This is a genomic window from Achromobacter sp. ACM05, from assembly GCF_019218915.1.
Taxonomy (GTDB): Bacteria; Pseudomonadota; Gammaproteobacteria; order Burkholderiales; family Burkholderiaceae_B; genus Achromobacter; species Achromobacter animicus.
Genome location: NZ_JAHUWQ010000001.1, coordinates 213,359 through 234,588, shown reverse-complemented (window position 1 = coordinate 234,588; position 21,230 = coordinate 213,359). Strand labels below are relative to the sequence as shown.

16 protein-coding genes are annotated in these 21,230 nt (G+C 64.4%); 11 read left to right on the top strand and 5 right to left on the bottom strand.

Annotated elements, in window-relative coordinates; translation table 11 throughout:
* The first annotated feature begins 113 nt into the window (after positions 1-113).
* The 4 genes from KW836_RS01070 to KW836_RS01055 are packed head-to-tail and all read left to right on the top strand — an operon-like array spanning position 114 to position 4,674.
* Positions 114-836 (top strand): FadR/GntR family transcriptional regulator, encoded by a 723-nt coding sequence (locus tag KW836_RS01070; RefSeq protein WP_218342233.1) that lies wholly within the window; start codon positions 114-116, stop codon positions 834-836.
* Positions 836-1,873 (top strand): L-idonate 5-dehydrogenase, encoded by a 1,038-nt coding sequence (locus KW836_RS01065; RefSeq protein ID WP_218342232.1) that lies wholly within the window; start codon positions 836-838, stop codon positions 1,871-1,873. The genes KW836_RS01070 and KW836_RS01065 overlap by 1 nt, the downstream gene beginning before the upstream one ends.
* A gap of 51 nt (positions 1,874-1,924) precedes the next feature.
* Positions 1,925-3,136, top strand: coding sequence for a D-mannonate dehydratase ManD (gene manD / locus KW836_RS01060; protein WP_175125173.1), 1,212 nt, complete (start codon positions 1,925-1,927; stop codon positions 3,134-3,136).
* The gene (locus KW836_RS01055) at positions 3,124-4,674 is read left to right on the top strand and encodes a mannitol dehydrogenase family protein (RefSeq protein WP_218342231.1); all 1,551 of its coding nucleotides are present in this window, start codon (positions 3,124-3,126) and stop codon (positions 4,672-4,674) included. The genes manD and KW836_RS01055 overlap by 13 nt, the downstream gene beginning before the upstream one ends.
* A gap of 1 nt (position 4,675) precedes the next feature.
* Here KW836_RS01055 and KW836_RS01050 read toward each other — a convergent pair whose 3' ends face one another.
* Positions 4,676-5,446: a class I SAM-dependent methyltransferase gene (locus KW836_RS01050; RefSeq protein ID WP_218342230.1), complete on the bottom strand. Its 771-nt coding sequence runs from the start codon at positions 5,444-5,446 to the stop codon at positions 4,676-4,678.
* Positions 5,447-5,612: 166 nt separating this feature from the next.
* Here KW836_RS01050 and KW836_RS01045 point away from each other — a divergent pair, with 166 nt between their 5' ends.
* On the top strand, positions 5,613-6,437 hold the full coding sequence (locus KW836_RS01045) for a helix-turn-helix transcriptional regulator (protein ID WP_218342229.1): 825 nt from the start codon (positions 5,613-5,615) through the stop codon (positions 6,435-6,437).
* A 77-nt stretch (positions 6,438-6,514) separates the two neighbouring features.
* Here KW836_RS01045 and mutY read toward each other — a convergent pair whose 3' ends face one another.
* Positions 6,515-7,597: an A/G-specific adenine glycosylase gene (gene mutY, locus KW836_RS01040; RefSeq protein ID WP_218342228.1), complete on the bottom strand. Its 1,083-nt coding sequence runs from the start codon at positions 7,595-7,597 to the stop codon at positions 6,515-6,517.
* A gap of 229 nt (positions 7,598-7,826) precedes the next feature.
* On the opposite strand from mutY, the gene KW836_RS01035 reads away from it, so the two are divergent.
* The gene (locus KW836_RS01035; protein ID WP_218342227.1) at positions 7,827-11,441 is read left to right on the top strand and encodes an indolepyruvate ferredoxin oxidoreductase family protein; all 3,615 of its coding nucleotides are present in this window, start codon (positions 7,827-7,829) and stop codon (positions 11,439-11,441) included.
* A gap of 541 nt (positions 11,442-11,982) precedes the next feature.
* Here KW836_RS01035 and KW836_RS01030 read toward each other — a convergent pair.
* Positions 11,983-12,663, bottom strand: a complete 681-nt coding sequence (locus KW836_RS01030) for a hypothetical protein (RefSeq protein WP_218342226.1) — start codon at positions 12,661-12,663, stop codon at positions 11,983-11,985.
* 316 nt (positions 12,664-12,979) lie between these two features.
* Here KW836_RS01030 and KW836_RS01025 point away from each other — a divergent pair, with 316 nt between their 5' ends.
* The 5 genes from KW836_RS01025 to KW836_RS01010 all read left to right on the top strand — a co-directional run bounded on the left by KW836_RS01025 (position 12,980) and on the right by KW836_RS01010 (position 18,255).
* Positions 12,980-13,402 (top strand): hypothetical protein, encoded by a 423-nt coding sequence (locus tag KW836_RS01025; protein ID WP_370632969.1) that lies wholly within the window; start codon positions 12,980-12,982, stop codon positions 13,400-13,402.
* A gap of 222 nt (positions 13,403-13,624) precedes the next feature.
* Entirely contained in the window at positions 13,625-16,891 is a 3,267-nt protein-coding gene (locus tag KW836_RS01020) for a T6SS effector BTH_I2691 family protein (protein WP_218342225.1), read from the top strand.
* Positions 16,891-17,688, top strand: a complete 798-nt coding sequence (locus tag KW836_RS27775) for a DUF6708 domain-containing protein (protein ID WP_254594339.1) — start codon at positions 16,891-16,893, stop codon at positions 17,686-17,688. The genes KW836_RS01020 and KW836_RS27775 overlap by 1 nt, the downstream gene beginning before the upstream one ends.
* Positions 17,585-18,160 (top strand): DUF6708 domain-containing protein, encoded by a 576-nt coding sequence (locus tag KW836_RS28095; RefSeq protein WP_370632968.1) that lies wholly within the window; start codon positions 17,585-17,587, stop codon positions 18,158-18,160. Before KW836_RS27775 ends, KW836_RS28095 begins: the two co-directional genes overlap by 104 nt.
* Positions 18,109-18,255 (top strand): hypothetical protein, encoded by a 147-nt coding sequence (locus KW836_RS01010; protein WP_218342224.1) that lies wholly within the window; start codon positions 18,109-18,111, stop codon positions 18,253-18,255. The genes KW836_RS28095 and KW836_RS01010 overlap by 52 nt, the downstream gene beginning before the upstream one ends.
* On the opposite strand, the gene glpK is transcribed toward KW836_RS01010, so the two are convergent.
* Both glpK and KW836_RS01000 read right to left on the bottom strand, forming a co-directional pair.
* On the bottom strand, positions 18,248-19,774 hold the full coding sequence (gene glpK / locus KW836_RS01005) for a glycerol kinase GlpK (protein ID WP_218342223.1): 1,527 nt from the start codon (positions 19,772-19,774) through the stop codon (positions 18,248-18,250). The two genes, KW836_RS01010 and glpK, sit on opposite strands and share 8 nt — an antisense overlap.
* Positions 19,761-21,215, bottom strand: a complete 1,455-nt coding sequence (locus tag KW836_RS01000; RefSeq protein WP_175139036.1) for a DHA2 family efflux MFS transporter permease subunit — start codon at positions 21,213-21,215, stop codon at positions 19,761-19,763. The genes glpK and KW836_RS01000 overlap by 14 nt, the downstream gene beginning before the upstream one ends.
* Positions 21,216-21,230: the final 15 nt, after the last annotated feature.

The window sequence follows — 21,230 nt, the reverse complement described above, 5'->3', positions numbered from 1 at the left end:
TCCGGTGGTTGTCTGGGCGTTGCCCGAACGTTGCCGGTCGGCGCGTAGTGGAAAACCACGATGGCGGAAATTGGTGGACCAAATACGATTTGGTCAGACCAATTTGAGGCGCCATGACGTTGCATTCGCTCTCCAAGCCCGAAGTCCCCGCCGGCCGTGTCGCACCAGACCGCGGTTACTTGCGGTTGGCCGCGCAGATCCATGCGCTGGTGGCGCAGGGCGAATTCGCAGCGGGCCAGCGGCTGCCGGCCGAGCGCGCGCTGGCCGAGCGCTTCGACGTCAGCCGCACGTCCGTGCGCGAGGCCATCATTGCGCTAGAGCTGCAGGGCGTGGTGGAAGTGCGCGGCGGCTCGGGCATCTATGTCTGCGAACCGGACGCAAACCGACCGTCCGCGATGCCGGAGGCGGGCGCCGGCCCCTTCGAGCTCCTTCGCGCCCGCTGCCTGATTGAATCCGAGATCGCCGCGCTGGCGGCCACCACCCGCACTGACGCGGACCTGGACCGCATTTTCGAGGCGCTGACGGCCATGCGCGACCGGATGACGGACAAGGACGCCAATGCCGAGGCCGACCGCCGCTTTCATCTGTGCATCGCCCAGTCCACCGGCAACAGCGTGCTGCTGGCGACGGTGACGTCGATGTGGGATCAGGCCCGGGGGCCGGTCTGGGAAAAGATGGAACAGCATTTCCATACGCAGGCCTTGCGCCAGGCGTCGCAGGCCGATCACCAGCGCATCTTCGGCGCGCTGGTGGCCCGCGACGCGCAGGAGGCGCGGCTGGCGATGCGCGATCACCTGGAACGCGTGATCGGCGAATTTGCACAGGGGTGGCGCTGATGCTGAACTGCATGATCCACGGGGCGCAGGACCTGCGCCTGGACACCTCGGACTCGCAGCCCTTGGGACCGTCGCAGGTGCGCGTCGGCGTCAAGGCCGTGGGCATCTGCGGATCGGACCTGCATTACTACCGGCACGGCCGGGTGGGCGATTTTGTCATCCGTGAACCGCTGACGCCGGGCCACGAGGCGTCCGGGCAGGTGCTGGAGGTGGGCGCGGACGTCACTGCGGTCCGGCCCGGCGACCGCGTGGCGCTGGATCCGGCGCGCACCTGCGGCGTGTGCCGCTATTGCCGGCAGGGCGATTCGAATCATTGCGAGTCGGTGCATTTCTTCGGCAGCGCCAGCCGCTTTCCGCACATGCAGGGCGCGATGCGCGAAGAGGTGGTGGTCGACGCGCGGCAGTGTGTGCCCGTGCCGGATTCGCTGTCGTATGAACTGGCTGCGTTTGGCGAGCCGCTGGCCGTCGCCCTGCATGCGGTGCGCAGCGCGGGATCGTTGCTGGGCAAGACGGCCATGGTGGTCGGCGCGGGTCCGATCGGCGCGTTGATCCTGATGGCCGCGCGCCTGGCGGGCGCCAGCCGGGTCATCGTGGTGGACATTGTGGACCAGACACTGGCGGCGTGCGCCCGGGTGGGCGCCACGCAAACCATCAACGCGGCCACGGATCCGGCCGCCCTGGACGCGCTGGCCGCGGGCAAGGGCACGGTGGACGTGTGTTTCGAGGCGTCGGGCAGCTATGCCGGCCTGGCAAGCTGCCTGCGCGCGGCGCGTCCGCGTGGCGTCGTCGTGACGGTGGGAACGCTGTCCGGCAGCAGCGCGGATTGCCCGTTCAACCAGATCATGGTCAAGAGCCTGTCGTGCATCGGCAGCTTCCGCTTTGTGGACGAATACGCGATGGCCGTGGATTGCCTGGCCCGCGGCCTGGTGGATGTGTCGCCGCTGCTGACGGCGGCGGTGCCCGTCGCGCACGTGCATGACGCCTTTGCGCTGGCGGGTGATCGCAACCAGGCGATGAAGGTGATGGTGACGTTCTGATCCTGCGGCCGCGTTGTGCGGCCGTCCCTTTCCTGTAGCCGGAAGTCCAAGATGAAGATTACGAATGCACGCGTGATTGTCTGTTCTCCGGGCCGCAACTTCGTGACCCTGAAGATCGAAACCGACCAGGGCCTGACCGGCATTGGCGATGCGACGCTGAACGGGCGCGAACTGGCGGTGGCCGCCTACCTGACCGAGCACGTCATCCCCTGCCTGATCGGGCGCGATGCGCATCAGATCGAGGACATCTGGCAGTACCTGTACAAGGGCGCGTACTGGCGGCGCGGGCCGGTCACGATGACCGCGATCGCCGGCGTGGACACCGCGCTGTGGGACCTGAAAGCCAAGGCCGCCGGCCTGCCGCTGTATCAGCTGCTGGGCGGCAAGAGCCGCAGCGGCGTGATGGTCTACGGCCATGCCAACGGCTCGGACATCGAGCACACGGTCGACGAGGTGCTGCGCTACGCCGACATGGGCTATCGCGCCATCCGCGCGCAGAGCGGCGTGCCGGGGCTGGAAAAGGTCTATGGCGTGGGCCGCGGCACGCTGTTCTACGAGCCCGCCGATGCCGACCTGCCCAGCGAGCACGACTGGTCCACCGAAAAATACCTGCGCCACGCGCCGCAACTGTTCGAGCGCATCCGCGAGAAGCTGGGCTTCGAACACCATCTGCTGCACGACGTGCATCACCGCCTGACGCCCATCGAGGCCGCGCGTCTCGGCAAATCGCTGGAGCCCTACAGCCTGTTCTGGATGGAGGACGCGACGCCCGCCGAGAACCAGGAGGCCTTCCGGCTGATCCGCCAGCACACCACCACGCCGCTGGCCGTGGGCGAAATCTTCAACACGATCTGGGACTGCAAGGACCTGGTGCAGAACCAGCTCATCGATTACATCCGCACCACGGTCGTTCACGCGGGCGGCATCACGCATCTGCGGCGCATTGCCGACATGGCGTCGCTCTATCAGGTGCGCACCGGCTGCCATGGCGCCACGGATCTGTCGCCGGTTTGCATGGGGGCGGCGCTGCACTTCGACCTGTGGGTGCCCAATTTCGGCATTCAGGAATACATGCGGCATACCGACGAGACCGATGCCGTGTTTCCCCACTCGTATACGTTCGAGCAGGGCATGCTGTATCCGGGCGAGGCGCCGGGCCACGGCGTGGATATCGACGAGAAGCTGGCGGCGCGATATCCGTATCAGCGCGCGTATCTGCCCGTGAACCGGCTGCAGCACGACGGCACGCTATGGAACTGGTAGGCAAAGGCGGCCGGCTGAATGCGGGGGCGCTGGACGGCCTGCCCGCGCATGTCGCGCGGCCGGGATATGACCGGGACGCGCTCGGCATCGGCATCGTGCATCTGGGCCTGGGCGCATTCGCGCGTGCGCATCTGGCAGCGGTCAACGATGCGGCGCTGCGAGCCGGAGCTGGGCCGGACTGGGGCATTTGCGGCGTCTCGCTGCGCCACGCCGACACGCGCGACGCGCTGGCGCCGCAGGACGGCCTGTATGCGCTGGCGTTGCGCGATGCCGACGGCAGCGGCGCGTCGCGGCAGCGTGTGGGTGTCATCGGCTGCCTGCTTGAAACGCTGGTGGCGCCCGAGGACCCGCAGGTCGTGCTGGCGCGCATCGCGGCCGCCGGCACGCGCATCGTCAGCATCACGGTCACCGAGAAGGGCTATTGCCATGATCCCGCCAGCGGCAGGCTGAATCTGGATCATCCCGACGTCGTGCATGACCTCGCGAATCCCGAGTCGCCGTGTGGCGTCATCGGTTTTGTGGTGCACGGCCTGCAACGCCGCCGCGCGATGGGCCTGCCGCCGATCACGGTCATGTCGCTGGACAACCTGCCCGCCAACGGCCACTTGCTGCGGGCGCTGGTGCTGACGTTCGCGGCGCGCGTCGACCCGGCGTTGGCGGACTGGATTGCATCGGCGTGCGCGTTTCCCTGCTCGATGGTCGACCGCATCGTGCCGCGCACGACGGACGCGGATCGGCACGAGATCGCCGCGGCATTGGGCGTGCGCGATGCGTGGCCTGTGGTGGCCGAGCCCTATCTGGAATGGGTTGTCGAAGACCGCTTCGCGGCGGGCCGGCCGGACTGGACCGCGGGCGGTGCGCGTTTCGTGATGGACGCCGCGCCGTTCGAGACGCTGAAACTGCGCATGGTCAACGGCGCGCATTCCGCGCTGGCGTATCTGTCGGTGATGGCGGGGTGGGCCACCGTGGACGAGGCGATGGCGCGGCCCGGCATGCGGCGGTTCCTGGGCGCGCTGATGGGCCAGGAGATCGAACCGACGCTGCCGCCGTTGCCGGGGCTGGATATCGAGAAGTACCGGCAAGGCCTGTTGCAGCGATTCGCCAATCCGGCGCTCAGGCATCAGACGCGGCAGATTGCGATGGACGGCTCACAGAAGTTGCCGCAGCGGCTGCTGGGGACGGTGCGCGACCGGCTGGCGGCGGATGCGCCAATGCCGGGTCTTGCGTTGGCCGTGGCCGGGTGGCTGCTTTTCCTGCGCGGACAGGATGAGGCCGGGCGTGTCTATGAGGTCCAGGACCCGTTGGCCGAAGCGCTGGCGCATCGGTATGAGCAGGCCGAACGGGCGGCGGAGCAGGCGGGCGAGGGGCCCGCGGCGATGCTGGCGTGGGCGGGCGTCATGACGGGGTTTGAGCCGGTGTTCGGTGACCTCGGCCAGGAGCCGCGGTTTGTGCGGGCGGTGGGCGCGGCTGCGCAGTTGCTGCGCAGCCTGGGCGTGGTGAGGGCGCTGGCCGCGATGGAGCCGTCGAGAGTGGACTGATTCAGCCCGGCTTTCTCACCACGATCGTCGCCGTGTCGCTCGTAAAAGACCCGTCCTCGCGCACGTCGAAATGCGCGCGCACGACGTCCGGCGCGATGCCGAACATGTGGCGCAGCGCAGCCACCAGCGTGTCGGGCGTGCGCATGCGCGTGACCCACGACTGAAACTCCAGCGGCAGGCGGCGCGGCGCCAGTTCCTGCAGCGTGAAGCCCGCTTCGGTCAGCATGCGGGTCCATTCGGCCACCGAGTAATCGCGCACGTGCGAGGTGTCGCGCAGCACTTCGATGGTCTGCAGCCAGGTGTCCAGCAGCGGTTCACCCGGCGACACCACGTCGGCAAAGACGGCAATGCCGCCCGGTTTGAGCACGCGGAAAGCCTCGCGCAGGCCGCGGCCGGCGTCCTGCCAATGGTGCGTGGAATAGCGCGACATCACCAGGTCGAACTCGGCGTCGCCGAACGGCAGGTACTCGGCCTTGCCCTGACAGGTCACCAGATTGGCGAGCCCGCGCTTGGCGGCTTCGGCGGCGACGACGTCCAGCATCTGCTGCGACAGGTCGTAGGCGGTCACATGCGCCACTTTCGGCGCCGCGTGAAAACTCACGTGCCCGCCGCCACAGCCCAGGTCCAGCACGCGCGCGTCCGGGTGCTGGCCGGCGACCGTGGCCATTTGCAGCAGGTCTTCGCCCTGGGCGTGGACGGCGCTGGTCAGGTAGGCGGCGGCGCGGGGGCTGAATTGGCGGTCGACGGCGGCGTCGTGCGAGCTGGCGGTCATGAGGGGTCCTCGTGTCGGAAGGGCTGTTGGGGGCGGAATCCTGGCCGGAATGTTGCCGGGAATGCTGTCGAGATCGTTGTCGGAATTTCTTTCGGGATTGCGAAAGGATGCAGGCGCTAAGATAGGCGGGTCCGTATACACGTACAAGCCCATTACTCATCCTGGTATGAACACTTCCCCCCAGCCCGTCACCTCCAGCCACGAAGGCTCGCATCTGCGCCGTCACGCGCTGGGCGAATTTGTGCGCAGCGCGCGGTCGCGCATCACGCCGCAGATGGCGGGTCTGCCCGAGGGATCGCGCCGCCGCACGCCCGGCCTGCGGCGTGAGGAAGTGGCGCAGCTGTGTGGCATCAGCGTTACCTGGTACACGTGGATCGAGCAGGGGCGCGAGGTGTCGGTGTCGCCCTCGGTGTGGTCGCGAATCGCGGGCGTGCTGCAGTTGGCGCGGGCCGAGCGTGCGTACCTCTTCGATCTTGCCGATTGCGCCGACCCGCAGCACGCCCGCGACGACGCCGGCGGCGCGCCGGGCCCGCTGCAGGAATGCGTCAACGCGATCAACGCGCCCGCCTATGTGCTGGACCGCGCCTGGAACGTGCTGGCCTGCAACGCGCCGCTGGTCGACCTGTTCGACCACTGGCCCGAGCGCGACCCCGAGCCCAACCTGTTGCGCTACATCTTCCTGGATCCCGCGGCGCGTGAACTGGTGGTCGACTGGGACCAACGCGCCCGCCGCGTGGTGGCTGAATTTCGCGCCGACGCGGGCGCGCATCTGGACGAACCGGCGGTGCTGGCGCTGCTGGACAGCCTGAGCCGGCAAAGCGTGGTTTTCTCGCATTGGTGGACGCGGCACGCCGTGGTGGAACGCGAAGGCGGCCTGCGCGAATTCCAGCATCCGCAGCGCGGCAAGCTGGCGTACCAGCAGATCACGTTCCGGCTGGCGACGCATCCGGATTTGAAGCTGGTGATGCTGCTGAGCGGGGCGGGTGTCTGAAACCTCAATGAGGCGGCGTCGTAGTTTGACCGGTGTCTGACACCGCTCAAGCTCACACCGGTTAACCCGCCGAATCGCTACGCCGCGTTTTCCTCGCCGAACAGGCTGTCCTGCATCCCGGCATCAACCAGCCCCTGCAGCAGTTTCTTGACGGGCGCCGGCAGCGCCATCGTCCCCAGCTTGTCTGCAGGCACCCAGCGTTCCGGCAACGCCGGTTCGCGCAGGGCAACCGCGCGCACCGGCACAAGCCAGGGCCGGATGTGCAGGCGGTAATGCGTGAACGTGTGGGCGAAGGCAGCCAACTCGAAGCGCTGTTCCGGCTCCAGCCCCAGCGCGCGCGACGCGGTGTCGGGATCACCCGCCGCATCAAACTCCGGCAGGCTCCACAGCCCGCCCCAGATGCCGGGTTCGGGACGCTGTTGCAGCAGGAACGCGCCCTGGTGCCGCAGCACCAACATACAGGTCTCGCGTTCGGGGATCGCCTTGCGCACCTTGGGCGTGGGCAGTTCGGCCTGTCGACCTTCGCGGCGGGCAACACAGGTCTCCGCCACCGGACATCTGTCGCAGGCGGGTTTGCCGCGCGTGCAGAGCGTGGCGCCCAGATCCATCAGCCCCTGCGTGTAGGCCGCCATGTCCAACCCGGGCGCTGCGTCCACCTGCGCATGCGCCAGCGCCCAGAGACGCTGCTCGACCTCGCGCTTGGCGGGATCCCCGGCAATGCCGAAGTGTCGTGTGAATACCCGCTTGACGTTGCCGTCCAGGATGGGCGAGCGCTCGCCGTTGGAGAACGCGGCAATGGCCGCGGCAGTCGACCGGCCGATGCCCGGCAGCGTAGCGATGGCCTCGGCGGTGGGCGGAAAGCGGCCGTTCCAGTCGCGCACGATCTCCTGCGCGCAGCGATGCAGGTTGCGGGCGCGGGCGTAGTAGCCCAGGCCGGCCCAATAGGGCATCACGTCTTCCTGCGAGGCGGCGGCCAGCGCCGCGACGTCCGGAAAGCGTTGCAGAAAGCGCTCGTAATAGGGAATGACGGTGGCCACCTGCGTCTGCTGCAGCATGATTTCGGAAAGCCAGATCCGGTAGGGATCCCGGGTGTTCTGCCAGGGGAGATCGTGGCGGCCATGCTGGCGCTGCCAGGCGACGATGCGAGGGGCGAAGTCCATGCCGGCAATTATCGCATCGCCCTATTGCCCGCCCGAGGGCCAGGGGTTACAACCGAAAGGACTAACGCCAGCCGGCCCCGTTTTTTCGGAGCGGCGGGTGCGGCAAGCGCGATTCCGCCCGCAGAGGCGCGAACGCATCAGGACTTCACTTTCACGGCCCTTGTTGGCCCGCGTGCGTTCTGGCAAGAGGCGCGCGACGCTGGTGGGGGCATCCGATGTTGGAGTAGACATGAATGCCCCCCTTACGCCCGCCGTCCGCGCGGCGCTTGAATCCGTCCAGCTCGACGACAAATACACCCTGCAATCCGGCCGCGCGTGGATGAGCGGCATCCATGCGCTGGTGCGGCTGCCCATGATGCAGCGCGTGCGCGACGCGCAGGCAGGGCTGAACACGGCGGGCTTCGTATCGGGCTATCGGGGTTCACCGCTGGGCGGCGTCGACCAGAACATGTGGAAGGCCGCCGCCCATCTGAAGGCGCACCACGTCGAGTTCCAACCCGGCATCAACGAAGACCTGGCGGCCACGGCGGTGTGGGGCACGCAGCAGGTGAACCTTTTTCCCGGCGCAAAGTACGACGGCGTGTTCGGCATGTGGTACGGCAAGGGTCCTGGCGTGGACCGTTGCGGCGACGTCTTCAAGCATGCGAATGCAGCCGGCACCGCGCTCCACGGCGGCGTGCTGGTGGTGGCGGGCGACGACCACCCCGCCAAGTCCTCGACGCTGCCGCACCAGAGCGATCACATCCTGAAGGCCTGCATGATTCCGGTGCTGTTCCCGTCCAGCGTGCAGGAAGTGCTGGATTTCGGCCTGCATGGCTGGGCGATGAGCCGCTACGCGGGCGTGTGGGTGGGCATGAAGTGCATCACCGACATCGTGGAGGTGTCGGCATCGGTTGACGTGGACCCTCACCGCGTGCGCATCGTGCTGCCCGAGGACTTCCAGCTGCCGCCGGACGGCCTGAACATCCGGCTGCCCGACACGCCGTTGCAGCAGGAAGCGCGTCTGCTGGACTACAAGCTGTACGCCGCGCTGGCCTATGCGCGCGCCAACGGGCTGAACCGCGAACTCTGGGACGTGCCACAGCGCGATGCGCGCTTCGGCATCATGACGTCCGGCAAGGCCTACCTGGACACGCGCCAGGCGCTCTCGGACCTGGGCCTGTCCGAAGACGTGTGCCGGCGCATCGGCCTGCGTCTTTTCAAGGTGGGCATGGTGTGGCCGCTGGAGTCCGCAGGCACGCAGCGGTTCGCCGAAGGGCTGGACGAGATCCTGGTCGTGGAGGAAAAGCGCCAGGTGCTGGAGTATCAGCTGAAGGAGGAGCTGTTCAGCTGGATCGGCAGCGGCAAGAAGATTCCGCGCGTGGTGGGCAAGTTCGACGACAAGGATGGCGGCGAGTGGTCCGTGCCGCAGGGCAACTGGCTGCTGCCGGCGCATTATGAATTCTCGCCTGCGATGGTCGCCAAGGCCATCGCGGCGCGCCTGTTGCGGTTCGCGTTGCCGGACGATGTGCGCGCGGGCATCGAGGCTCGCGTGGAGTTCATCCGTGCCCGCGAAGCGGCGTTGGCGCGACCGCGCGTGGTTGAAGAGCGCAAGCCCTGGTTCTGTTCAGGCTGTCCGCACAATACGTCGACACGCCTGCCGGAAGGTTCGCGCGGCATGGCGGGCATCGGCTGCCACTACATGGTGCGATGGATGGACCGCAGCACCGACGTCTTCACGCAGATGGGCGGCGAGGGCGTGCCGTGGCTGGGGCAGGCGCCGTTCACCGAGGAAAAGCACGTGTTCGCGAACCTGGGCGACGGCACCTACTTTCATTCGGGGCTGCTGGCGATTCGGGCAGCAGTGGCGGCCAAGGCGCCGATCACGTACAAGATCCTCTTCAACGACGCGGTGGCGATGACGGGCGGGCAGCCGGTGGACGGTCCCATCAGCGTGCCGATGATCACGCGCCAGGTGGCGGCCGAGGGCATCGAGAAGATCGTGGTGGTGACGGACGATCCCGGCAAGTATGTGGACGTGACCGACCTGGCGCGGGACGTGCCCGTGCGCCATCGCGACGAACTGGACGCGGTGATGCGCGAGCTGCGCGAGCATCCCGGCGTGTCGGTGCTGATCTACGACCAGACCTGCGCAACCGAAAAGCGCCGCCGACGCAAACGCAACGCCTATCCGGACCCGGCGCGCCGCGTGGTCATCAATGAACGGGTGTGCGAGGGCTGCGGGGATTGCTCGTCGAAGTCGAACTGTCTGTCGGTGGAGCCGCTGGAGACCGAGTTCGGGCGCAAGCGCAAGATCAACCAGTCGAGCTGCAACAAGGATTTCTCCTGTCTGAAGGGCTTTTGCCCGAGCCTGGTGACGGTGGAAGGCGGCAAGCTGAAGAAGCCGCCCGCGTTGGCGCAATCGGGCGACGCGCCGGACGAGGATGTGCCTGCGCCCCGGGTGCGTAGTCTGGACGTGCCTTATGGCGTGTTCATCGCGGGGGTGGGCGGCACGGGCGTGGTGACGATCGGGCAGCTGCTGGGCATGGCGGCGCACCTTGAGGGGAAGGGCTGTTCGGTGCTGGACATGGCGGGACTGGCGCAGAAGGGCGGCGCGGTGTTTTCGCACGTGGTGTTGGCGGGCTCGCCGGACCATCTGCTGAACACGCGCGTGGCGATGGGCGAGGCGGATCTGCTGCTGGCAGGCGACTTGGTGGTGGCGACGAGCGCAGAGGCGATGGCCCGCGTGAGTCCGGGACGCACGCATGTGCTGCTGAACAGCGATACGGCGCCGACGGCGGCATTCGTGTCGAACCCGGGCTGGACATTGCCGGGGGCGAACCTGACGGCAGATCTGCAGAGCGCCTGCGGCAAGGAGAATATTGACGCGGTGGATGCCGCAGCCATGGCGGTGGTGCTGCTTGGCGATGCGATCTATTCGAATCCGCTGATGATGGGCTACGCATTCCAGAAGGGCTGGATTCCGCTGTCGCGCGAGGCGCTGCTGCGGGCGATCGAGCTGAACGGCCAACAGGTGCCGAACAATCTCGCAGCCTTTGCGTGGGGACGGCGCGCGGCGCATGAACCCGCGGCGGTGGCGCGTTTGATGGCCAATGGGGGTGTGCCTGCCGCGCAGCCGGAAGACATCATCGAAATCACGCGGCCGCGGGCGGCAAGTCCGGTGGTGGATCTAAGGAAGCCGGCCAGTGAGTTGGCGCAGATGGTGGCGGTGCGCAAGGCGTTCCTGACGCAGTATCAGGACGCGGACTATGCCAAGCAGTACACGGATCTGGTGGACAAGGTGCTGCATGCAGAGCGGGAGGCGACGGGCACGAACCGGCTGGCGGTGGCGGTGGCGCGGTATTACTTCAAGCTGATGGCGTACAAGGACGAATACGAGGTGGCTCGGTTGTATTCGGATGGGGAGTTCTTGAAGCGGGTGGGCGAGCAGTTCGAGGGGGATTGGAAACTGCGCTTTCATCTGGCGCCGCCTTTGTTTGCACGGCGGGACAAGGATGGGCATCTGGTGAAGCGGTCTTATGGGCCGGGGATGCTGAAGGTGTTTCGGGTGTTGGCAAGAATGCGGGTCTTGCGGGGGTCTCGGTTTGATCCGTTCGGGTATACGAAGGAGCGGCGGGCTGAGCGGGAATTGATCAAGGAGTATCGGGAGACTGTGACGGCGATTCTGGGGAAGTTGAATCGCGGGAATCTGGATAAGGCGGTAGCGTTGGCTAGCGTGCCGGAGGAGATCCGCGGGTACGGGCATGTGAAGGAGGCGTCGATGGTGCGGGCCGAGGCGATGCGGGAGGAGTTGTTGAAGGGGTTTACTGCGAGGGTGGTGGCGATTGGGGTTCGGGCGGCTTGATGGTGCTTTATTGGTGTTGCCGGGCAGTGAGTGCTTGGGACGCCTCCCGGAGCCGTTGTAATGCCGGGGGTGGAGTTCTTGAGACGCCTCCCGGAGCCGTTGTAATGCCGGGGGTGGAGTTCTTGAGACGCCTCCCGGAGCCGTGGTAATGCCGAGGGTGGCGTTCTTGAGACGCCCGGCGCGTCGTGGGCCTGGGGTGGGCGGGGCTACGATTGCGGTCCGGAGCCTTCGCTCCGGACTGCCCCGTGCTCATCCTCGTTGCCGCCTGCGGCGGCTGCCTTCGGATTCCGCCGGGCGCAGCTACACGCCCCGCCCACCCCAGGCCCACGCCGCACCGGGCTTTACGGTTGAAGCTTTACGGGCGCTGGGACGGATTGGGTTCTTGAGGTTCTTGCACGCATTCGTGTGGGATAGAAGCAGCTTGCGGCGCCCGTCACCGTTCGGCCGCGCGGGCGGCCTCCGGTGACTTACGCGGCGTCTTGCGTCGTAGCGATGACGCTTCGCGTGTGGCGGCATGGTTTTTGAGTTTTGCCGCCATTGGCTACTTCAGAATAGCTCCGGCCAAAAGCGTGAAACCGAATGAGTAGGACTGCACCGCCAGCGGCCCGGTCCAAGTGGGAGTAAGTGTCACGTCGGCGAGCACTACAGCAGCCCCACCGAGGCCGACACCAAGGCGGAACAGCATGTCTTCTTTCTTGCCCTCTGCTATTAGCTTGGCTTGGCCCGCAGCGCGACAGACTTCATTCGTGAATTCGTCCAAATTTCGTAGAAAGTGTTCAGCGGAGCCGCCACCGTACTTGCCGATGTATGCATGCGCCTGGAGATCGAAGCCGTCTTTTACGACTTGAACGATGGCCGTGCTTGAGAGACCCGCTCGCTCCAGGACTAATACTTCAGGACTCAGAAACTCACCGAGAAAGCGTGCGAGGCTATGCCGTATGGCCGCGTTGGTTTCGCTGTGCTTTTCTGCGGCTGCCGCTACATCAGACACACGTTGGCGAAATGCTTGATCTCTGGTCAGTTCCTGAAGCCCATCGCAGCCCAGCTTGGTAGCGCGGATTGCTTCTTCTGTCGCAATGCTTCCTCGACGCGTGCGGAGTTCCTGAACGAAGTTTGTAGCTTTGATGAGCTTATCGTTGGCCAGTTGAACTTGCGCTTGCGCAAACGCGGCGTCCGATGCGAGAAGCGCAATCATCGACGCGATTAGTAGAAGGACTCGCATGCCATCTCCTTGACTAGACGGATGTTGAGCTCGCAGGCTAGGTGCGAAGAACCTTCGGCGACATCCCCAAAATTGAGGATGTGCGAGCGGCAACTTCTGATGCACCGCAGTCATCCGGCGGCTAGGTCCTATCGACCGCGAGGGGTCGAAAGCGATCATTGGAGTTGGCTCTGTACGTCCCTATGGACGGGCCTTGGCGGGGGTGCGCTTGCGCACGCCGGGTCCTATAGCTCCGGTCTTCCAACCTCGACTCGTGCCCGTCCTCCCCATTTTGAAAGTGGGGTGCGGGTTTGTTCGCCGCTATAGGAGATTGTCCATGACGCAGCACTCCCTTACCCAAGACCCCTGGTTCGTCGACGCTAATCCCGAACTTGGCCTCGTATCCCTCTCCCAGCTCTACAACATTGAGCGCGCCTGCTATGCCATCGCGCCGATCGCTCGCCTTGTCGGCAACAGCGCCTCCGAACCCGACGCCACCGGCGCGCAGCCGCTGGACGCATGGACCGTGGCCGCGTTGTTAGGCGGCGTGCTGTGTGAGCACATGGGCATCATGACTGAGGCCATGCTGGAAACGGCACGCGCCTACGCACAGGACGCGGATTGCGCTGACCCCACGCGTATAAGCGGCTCGGGCCTGCCGCGATGTGCAACAGGCTCTTCTACGAAGACGAACGGGCCAACATTGGCTCACCCGGGCCAAAGTTGGCCCGATTTTTTTTGTTTGTTTTCAAACCGTTGAAGAATCTCGAGCCACAAATGGCCCGAACTTTCGGTGAAAAAAACACTTTCGCTGCTTTTGCGCCGTTGAGATCGCCATGTTTGGCGGTGAAGCACGCGTAAGCAGTTGATAAGAAAGAACAACGGAAAAGACGCTTCCAAGTTGGCACAACGTTTGCATTGAGGCGATAGGTCATCACCACCGACTACTGCCACACTGCGCCAAGCAAAGGAACTTATGAGCGTGAGCACGACCTTGAGTTGGGCGATCCGCCATGCTGTCCCCAATCCTACGGGCACATGCAACGCCTGCGAACGCACTGGCCTGCCAATCCTTCCGTTGCGAACGGCCTACGCGCCTAAGCCCACCGCGACATCAAAGCGGCCGCTTGCCGGCGGCGGCGATCTGGCTGCCGTGCCGTTGCGGCTCGACCAGCCGCGTACCCTACGTGAAGGGTATCTCTATGTGCTGCTCGACAAGCGAGAGTGGCAGGCTTATCAGGTGACGCCCGAAGGGGCGCTGCGTCAGTTCAACCCATTTTCCATGCCGCGGGCAGCCCCAGAGCCGCTGAGCGAAAGATGTATCCACCGCGACCACGACGTTCCGGCTTCGTTCATCAACATCGACACCAAACTGTTTAAGACCGCGTGGATAGCGTTCTCCAGCGATCCGTGGTCCGACAGCGTATTGAATCGCTATCTCCACAGTTTCGCGGGCGAAAAGTCGCCAATGGCCGTCAGGTTTTACGAGCTTGACTTGCAGACTGCGCGGAACGATCCCGCGAGTGTAGGCATCGCAATGACGGAGCAGAGCCTTCAGGTCGATCAGCACGTGCTGGAATACGCTACGCCCACGATCGGCGATTTTGTCAGCGCGCACGGATTTTGCTCGCGCAATCATCGCTTGAACGCGCTTGAAGGTTTCGTCCGGACTCAGACACAGCGCGAGCAATTGCCGAATGGCGTGTTGGCGTTGGTCCTGCCGGACCCGGTCGGGATGGTCCAGGAAATCAATCATCAGCGCCTGGGTTGGCTAAGGGAGCGGCAGGCTTATGAGGCAGACCCGCTCAACAACTACAAATTCTTCACGTCCGAAAGCCTGAAGCGCCTGCGTGAACTCTGCAAGGTGGCCGCGGACAACGCCATTGCCCACAGTCCCTATGCTTACCACAGTGGAACGGCGGGGCCGCCGGTTTTCGGCGACCCCGCTCGCGAGCGAGCCGAACAGGTCGAGCACAAGGCAGGGAAGCTGCTTGCGCGGCTCGATGAGCGATACGACGAAGTGGCGCGCGCCAGTTGGGAGAAAGCGTTCGAAGCGCACAAGGCGCGGTTGCAGACGCAAGTGGACAGGCTGGCCGAACTCTACGCAGACCAGATCCTCAACAACCCGATGTTCCGCTCGGCGGAGCAGTATGACTACGATGCGCAAAATGCGTACTCAGTATTGGGTTACATCCGCACGATGGAGCTGTGCCTGAGCGGCGGCATCACCGAAGCAACGCCTAAACCAGATTCCGAGGGCAACATTCAACCCGTCACCGGACCGTCGGCGCGCGCGTGGGAAGCCTGGGTCATGGATGGTCAGAGCATCGTCTTCAAGACCCTGCTGGCGCTCGACAAAAGCCTGATGCAAAGTCTGGTGCCCACGTTCGGCAATCAGGGCGAACTGGATTGGAACGACTTCGGGAAGCTCTACGCCCCGGTCACCAAGATCATTAACAGTAGCGACCTGGGCGACAAACTCATCTGGCCTAACGTCCAGGACGCGATCGCCAGTGTGCTGGCGGCTTACAACGGTGCGGTGAGCCGACTGGAACTGAAGGTTGATGGTGGCGTGCGCAACGTCGCCACGCGCGTGAACAGCGCATCGCTCTTGCTGTACTCGCGCACATACATGACCCAGGTCGCCGTTCAGATGAAGCTGGGTGAGTTTTACACATTGATGTGCAAGCAGATCGGGGAAGACCGAAACAGGCTTTCGGCCGCCATCGCGCAGGCGACCGGAAAGGCGCACAAGCAGGTGCGGTCGGTGCTGACTGCTGGTGTCCTCAGCCTGGCCCTGAGCGATCCGAAACTCGCGGAACAGATGGTTGAAGTGGTGTTGTGGGTCGAAGGAAACGCGAATGACTTGCGAAAGCGCTTTGGCGACGTCGTCAAGGATGCCACCCCGCAAACAGGGGAGGTTATCGGAGACGCCACGCGCCGGGCCGGCGGAGCGCTAAGCGAACTCAAAGTGCTCGCCGGCACGCTGGAGCCGGGGGCGCGCAAGGTGTTAGCTGGTCTTCAGCTTAGCGCGTCGCGGGCTGCCGACCTCGCGCGGACCGGATTGAGGGGCGCGCACAGTGCTGCCGCGATTGCCCGCGGAACGGTCGGAAGCGCTGAACTGTTAGTCGCCATAGGGGCCACATATCTGCTGTCCCACGGGCTGCGTAAATCGGTTGAAGCCGTGGATGCCACCTTTGGAGCCAAACACGTGGAAGCCGTGCTGGCGGTGTATTCGGCGTCGATCGGAGTTTTGGGGGGAAGTATTGAGGTGGTGGGACTGGCGTTGAAGGGCAGTGCCGAACAGGCGCGGAAGGTCCTGCGCGCGCCTGCGACCGGGAGCGGTGCAATCAGCCGGATCGCGAATGCTGGTAAAGCTCTGGCGCGATTTGGAGCTTTACTGAGTGCGGTATCTGGTTTCGTCGATGCAATCGCGTCATTCAAATCTGCAAGAAATGCTCGCAATTTGGGAGGCCGACCGGAGGTTGGATATTACACAGCGGCCGCGTTTTTTGGAGCGAGCGCAGCTGCGTCGGGATACGCCATTTACGCAAGCTCCGCAGCCATTCTAAGCTCGACATGGGTGCTTGGACCCGTCGGTTGGGCAATTCTTTTCGGCTTGATCGCATATATAGCCGAGAGAATCGGAGAGGAAGCAGAATCTTCGCCATTGGAGAGGTGGGTCTACTGCAGCCACTTTGGTAAATCCGATTCCGGTAAATTTACCGACGCCAGTACTGCGGTTGCTGCGTTGAATGCAGCTGTTTTGGGAATCGATGCACATGTGATTTTTGATTCTGAGATCCGCTTGGTGCATTACGAAGGGTTGGCTGCAGCCATGGGAGGCATGGAGGCTGGCCCCGCAGTTATCCCGCGCTTGAAATATCGAATAGTTCTTCCGCGATACGACTCGGTCAGGGCTGCGTACTCATGGAAACTTCAAGTCAACCGCTATCGGGGGGACGAAGTGCTCGCGTCGGGCAATTACCCTCACGATGCTGCAAAAAAGGAAGAAGTGATCCTTCCATGCAATCCGTTGGATTACCGCCCGGATAGCACCATTCCGACAGTCAAGGAAAAACTGCTGACTCTCGCTGATGAGAGTAAGTCGAGTTTCCTTGTCATCGAGGGGGATATCGAACTTTCGGTAGGGCACGATATTGATGTGGCAGTCATCAGCGTCGAGTACCTCCCCAATGTTATCGATCCCGAGATGATTGCCAAAGTGGAATGTATAGAAGCAAAGTAATGATGAAAAAAAATGCACGTTTGGATAATCCAACAAAAGGGTGGCGAGCCGACCTGCCTCTGCCGAATACATTGCCTGGTGCACCACTGCCTCTGTTAGGTCGCTGCCCGAACTTCGTGGACGATATCTATCTGGAACTTAGCGGCTCCCGCAATTTGAATCGCACAGTCATATTCATTTTTGCTTTTTCGATGTTCCTAATAGCAGTATTTATCGTAAAGATATTTTTCTTCGATCTTGGCGGCGGCGCATTTTCGAGCCACCCGTTTCTGTTCATGCTGACGACGGCCTTGTCAATTGGGACACTGGTTGCCGGAATAGGAATATTCCGCTCTGGCGCGGCCCCCCCTCGCGATGAGCCGATCCGCTTTAATCGCAAGCGTCGCAAGGTCTACGTTTATCGCTTTCACAACGGCAACCTAGTAAGCGGCAAAGGTACGGGCGTATGCCCCGTGATTTTTAACTGGGAAGATCTGCGCGCCGAAGCCTGGAGCCGAATGAGCCCAAGCCCGAGCGGCGTCCCGATTTTTGCTTGGGGCGTCGATATTGCAGTGGTTGCACAAGGTTCCAATCACGTTATTGATCGCTTCCAATTGGCCGGCAGCAATGCCGATGGGGAACATATGTGGGCCATGGCGCGCGCGTTCATGAACCAGGGACCCGGGTCGTTGCCAAAGTATTCGAACCTACCGCGTGATTGGAATAATCACATCCCGGCGTGTGATCCTGGGCTGCGACTGGCACCAAAAGTGCATTGGCCGATTGATATGGACGTTGAGTCGAAGACGGCGCCGTAGAACGCGTTTGTTCAGCTTCCGAATCTTGATCGAGTGGTCTCGCGGCATTGATCGCTTCCAATTAGCTGGCAGCAACGCCTACGGCGAACACATGTGGGCAATGGCGCGCGCGTTCATGAGCCTGGGACCGGAAGCATTACCCCAATATCCAAACCCTTCCCGTGATTGGAACAAAGATGTGCCGCTCTATCACTTGACCCTGCGTTTAGCGCCCAAGGTGGGGTGGCCGGATGATATGGACGTCGAATCGCGCACGGGACCGCAACTCGCCTTTGGTTGGCGCCGAAGTCAAAGTGCCGACGATGTGCCGTTGGAGCCACGCATCTACTGTCGCAGGGGTTGCGCCAATCGGTTGAGGCCGTGGATGGGCTCTCGGCCGAGATGCGGCGAAGATTCTCCGCGCACCGGTGACGGGTGCCGGTGCGACCACAATACGGCATCGACGTGTCGCCCGAGTTCACCAAATCGCTGATCGATGGGGACACGGGTGAAGGCCTGGCGCAGCACAAGGCCATCTATCTGGGCGCCAGACACCAACGCCAAACCAACAACCGATGCCTTACTTAGCGGCCCCTGCCGACCACCCCTTAGACAACTCCACTGCCTGCCGCCACCGCTTCATCCGCGCATCTCTCACGGACTGAGGCCACGCAGGCGTGAACGTGCGTTCAGCCTGCCACTTCGATGCAAATTCATCCGGACCCGACCAGAAGCCTACAGCCAGGCCGGCGAGGCCCGCTGCGCCGAGTGCAGTCGATTCGGGAACCCGGGGGCGGACAACCGGAACGCCCAGAATGTCAGCCTGCATCTGCATCAGCAGGTCATTGCGGGCGGCGCCGCCGTCGACGCGCAATTCCGTCAAAGCGATGCCGCTGTCCGCATTCATGCACGTCAGCAGTTCAGCGCTTTGCAGGGCGATGGATTCCAGCGTCGCACGCGCAATGTGGGCACGGGTGGTGCCGCGGGTCAGCCCGACGAGGGTCCCGCGAGCATAGGGGTCCCAATGGGGCGCGCCCAGACCAGCAAACGCCGGGACCATGAAAACGTCGTCCGTGTCCGAGACGCTGGCGGCCAGGGATTCGATTTCTTCCGAGCGCTGGATGATGCCCAGCCCGTCGCGCAGCCATTGAACCGCAGCGCCGGCTACGAAGACGCCGCCTTCCAGCATGTACGCCGGCTTCCACTTGTCGTGCCCCGCTTGAGGCAGGCCCCAGCCGACCGTGGACAGCAGGTTGTTGCGCGATTCGACGGGCTTGTCGCCCACGTTCATCAGCATGAAGCAGCCGGTGCCGTAGGTGTTCTTGGCCATGCCCGGCGTGAAGCAGGCCTGACCGAAGGTCGCGGCCTGCTGGTCACCCGCCACGCCCGCGATGGGCACGGAGCCGCCCAGCCATTCCGGCAGCGCCTCGCCGACGATGGCGCTGCTGGGCGCGATCTGCGGCAGGACGTTGCGCGGGATGTTGAGCAGCGCCAGGATGTCGTCGTTCCAGTCCTGCGTGTGCAGGTCGAACAGCATCGTGCGCGATGCATTGCTGGGGTCGGTGCTGTGGACGGCGCCGCCCGTCAGTTGCCAGATCAGCCAGGTGTCGATGGTGCCGAAGGCCAGTTCGCCGCGTTCGGCCAGGCGGCGGGCGCCGGGCACGTGGTCCAGCAGCCAGGCCAGTTTGGTGCCGGAAAAGTAGGCGTCGACGACCAGGCCCGTGCGCGCCTGCAGGAAGTCGCCGTGGCCGTCCTGGCGGAGCTGGTCGCACATCGGGGCCGTGCGGCGGTCCTGCCAGACGATGGCGCGGGCCAGCGGGCGGCCGGTGGCGCGTTCCCAGATGAGCGTGGTCTCGCGCTGGTTCGTGATGCCGATGGCGGCGATGTCTGCCGCCGCCGCGCCGGCGTTGCGCAAGGCTTCGCGGGCGACGTCGAGCTGGCTGTGCCAGATCTCGTTGGCGTCGTGCTCGACCCAGCCCGGACGCGGATAGTGCTGGCGGAATTCACGTTGGCCGACGCCGCGGACCACGCCGTCGCGGTCGAACACGATGGCCCGGGAGCTGGTCGTGCCCTGGTCCAGGGCTAGGACAAATTCATTCGTCGTCACTGTTTTTCGCGCCGTTCAGGTGTGCCCCGGCCAGCGGGTCGAGGCGTCTAAAGGAGAAAGTCGATGCCATGCACAGCAGGCCGATGACGATGAAGCCGGCAACCACATCGCTGATGGCCAGCGTTTCGGCGCCGCGCAGCGACATGCTGATGTTCAACGTGACCGCGGCCACCCCGACGCCCAGCGTGATGCCCAATTGCTGGGCCATGGCCGAAAAGCTGCTGGCGCGGCTCATCTTGGCGGGCGGGATGTCGGCATAGGTTAGCGTATTTACCCCCGTGAACTGCAACGACCGGAAGAAGCCGCCCACCAGCAGGATGGCGATCATCAGCCATACGGGCGTGGCCGGATTGAAGGCGCCGCAGACGATGATGAAACCGCCCGTCAGTAGCGCATTCAAGGTCAGCACGCGGCGAAAGCCGAAGCGTTGCACGATGGGCGTGGCCACGAACTTCATCAGCAGCGCGCCGGCGGCGCTGGCGAAAGTGATGAGGCCGGCCGAGAACGGCGAAAGGCCAAAACCCACCTGCAGCAGCATGGCCAGGAGGAACGGCGTGGCGCCGACCGCGAAGCGGCACAGGTTGCCGCCCAGCGTGGAGATGGCGAACGTGGGAATCCGCATCAGGGACAGATCGATGATGGGATGTTCGGTGCGCCGTGCGTGCACGCCGTACAGCAGTCCGCACACGATGCCCACGGCGATCAGGCCGAGCAGCATGGGCAGCGGCATCACGTCGCGGCCGATGGCCTCGAAGCCGGTGACCAGGGTGGCCAGGCAGCCGGCGCTAAGCAGAAAGCCGATCCAATCGAGCCGCGGCGTGCCGGTTTCGCGGATTTCGGTGACGTACCGCAGCACCAGGAAGATGCCCAGGAACCCGATCGGGATGTTGATCAGGAAGATCCAGTGCCACGACATGTACGTGACCATGAAACCGCCCAGCGGCGGTCCGATCACCGGTCCCAGCAGTGCCGGGATCGACAGGAAGGACATGGCCTTGAGCAGATCCTGCTTGGGGACGGTGCGCAGGAGGATGATGCGGCCCACCGGCACCATCATCGCGCCGGCCATGCCCTGGACGATCCGGGCCAATACGAGTTGGGGAAGGTCTTGCGAGATGGCGCAGGCGACGGAACTGAGGGTGAACAGGCCGATTGCGGTAATGAACACGCGCCGGGCGCCGTAGCGGTCCGCCGCCCAGCCGCTGATGGGCACGAAGACGGCGACGGCCAACAGGTACGAGGTGATGGCCACATTGAGCCGCACCGGGGTGGATCCCAGGGCCCTTGCCATGGCGGGCAGGGCGGTCGCCACGACCGTCGCGTCCAGCATCTGCATAAACAGCGCGCAGCCAACGATGAAGGGGATCATGCGCGCCGCGCGCACCGCATCCGGGGTTGACGGTGGAGCGGGATTGGCTGCGGCGGCGGATTCTGCGGACATGTCGGGCGGGCTGCG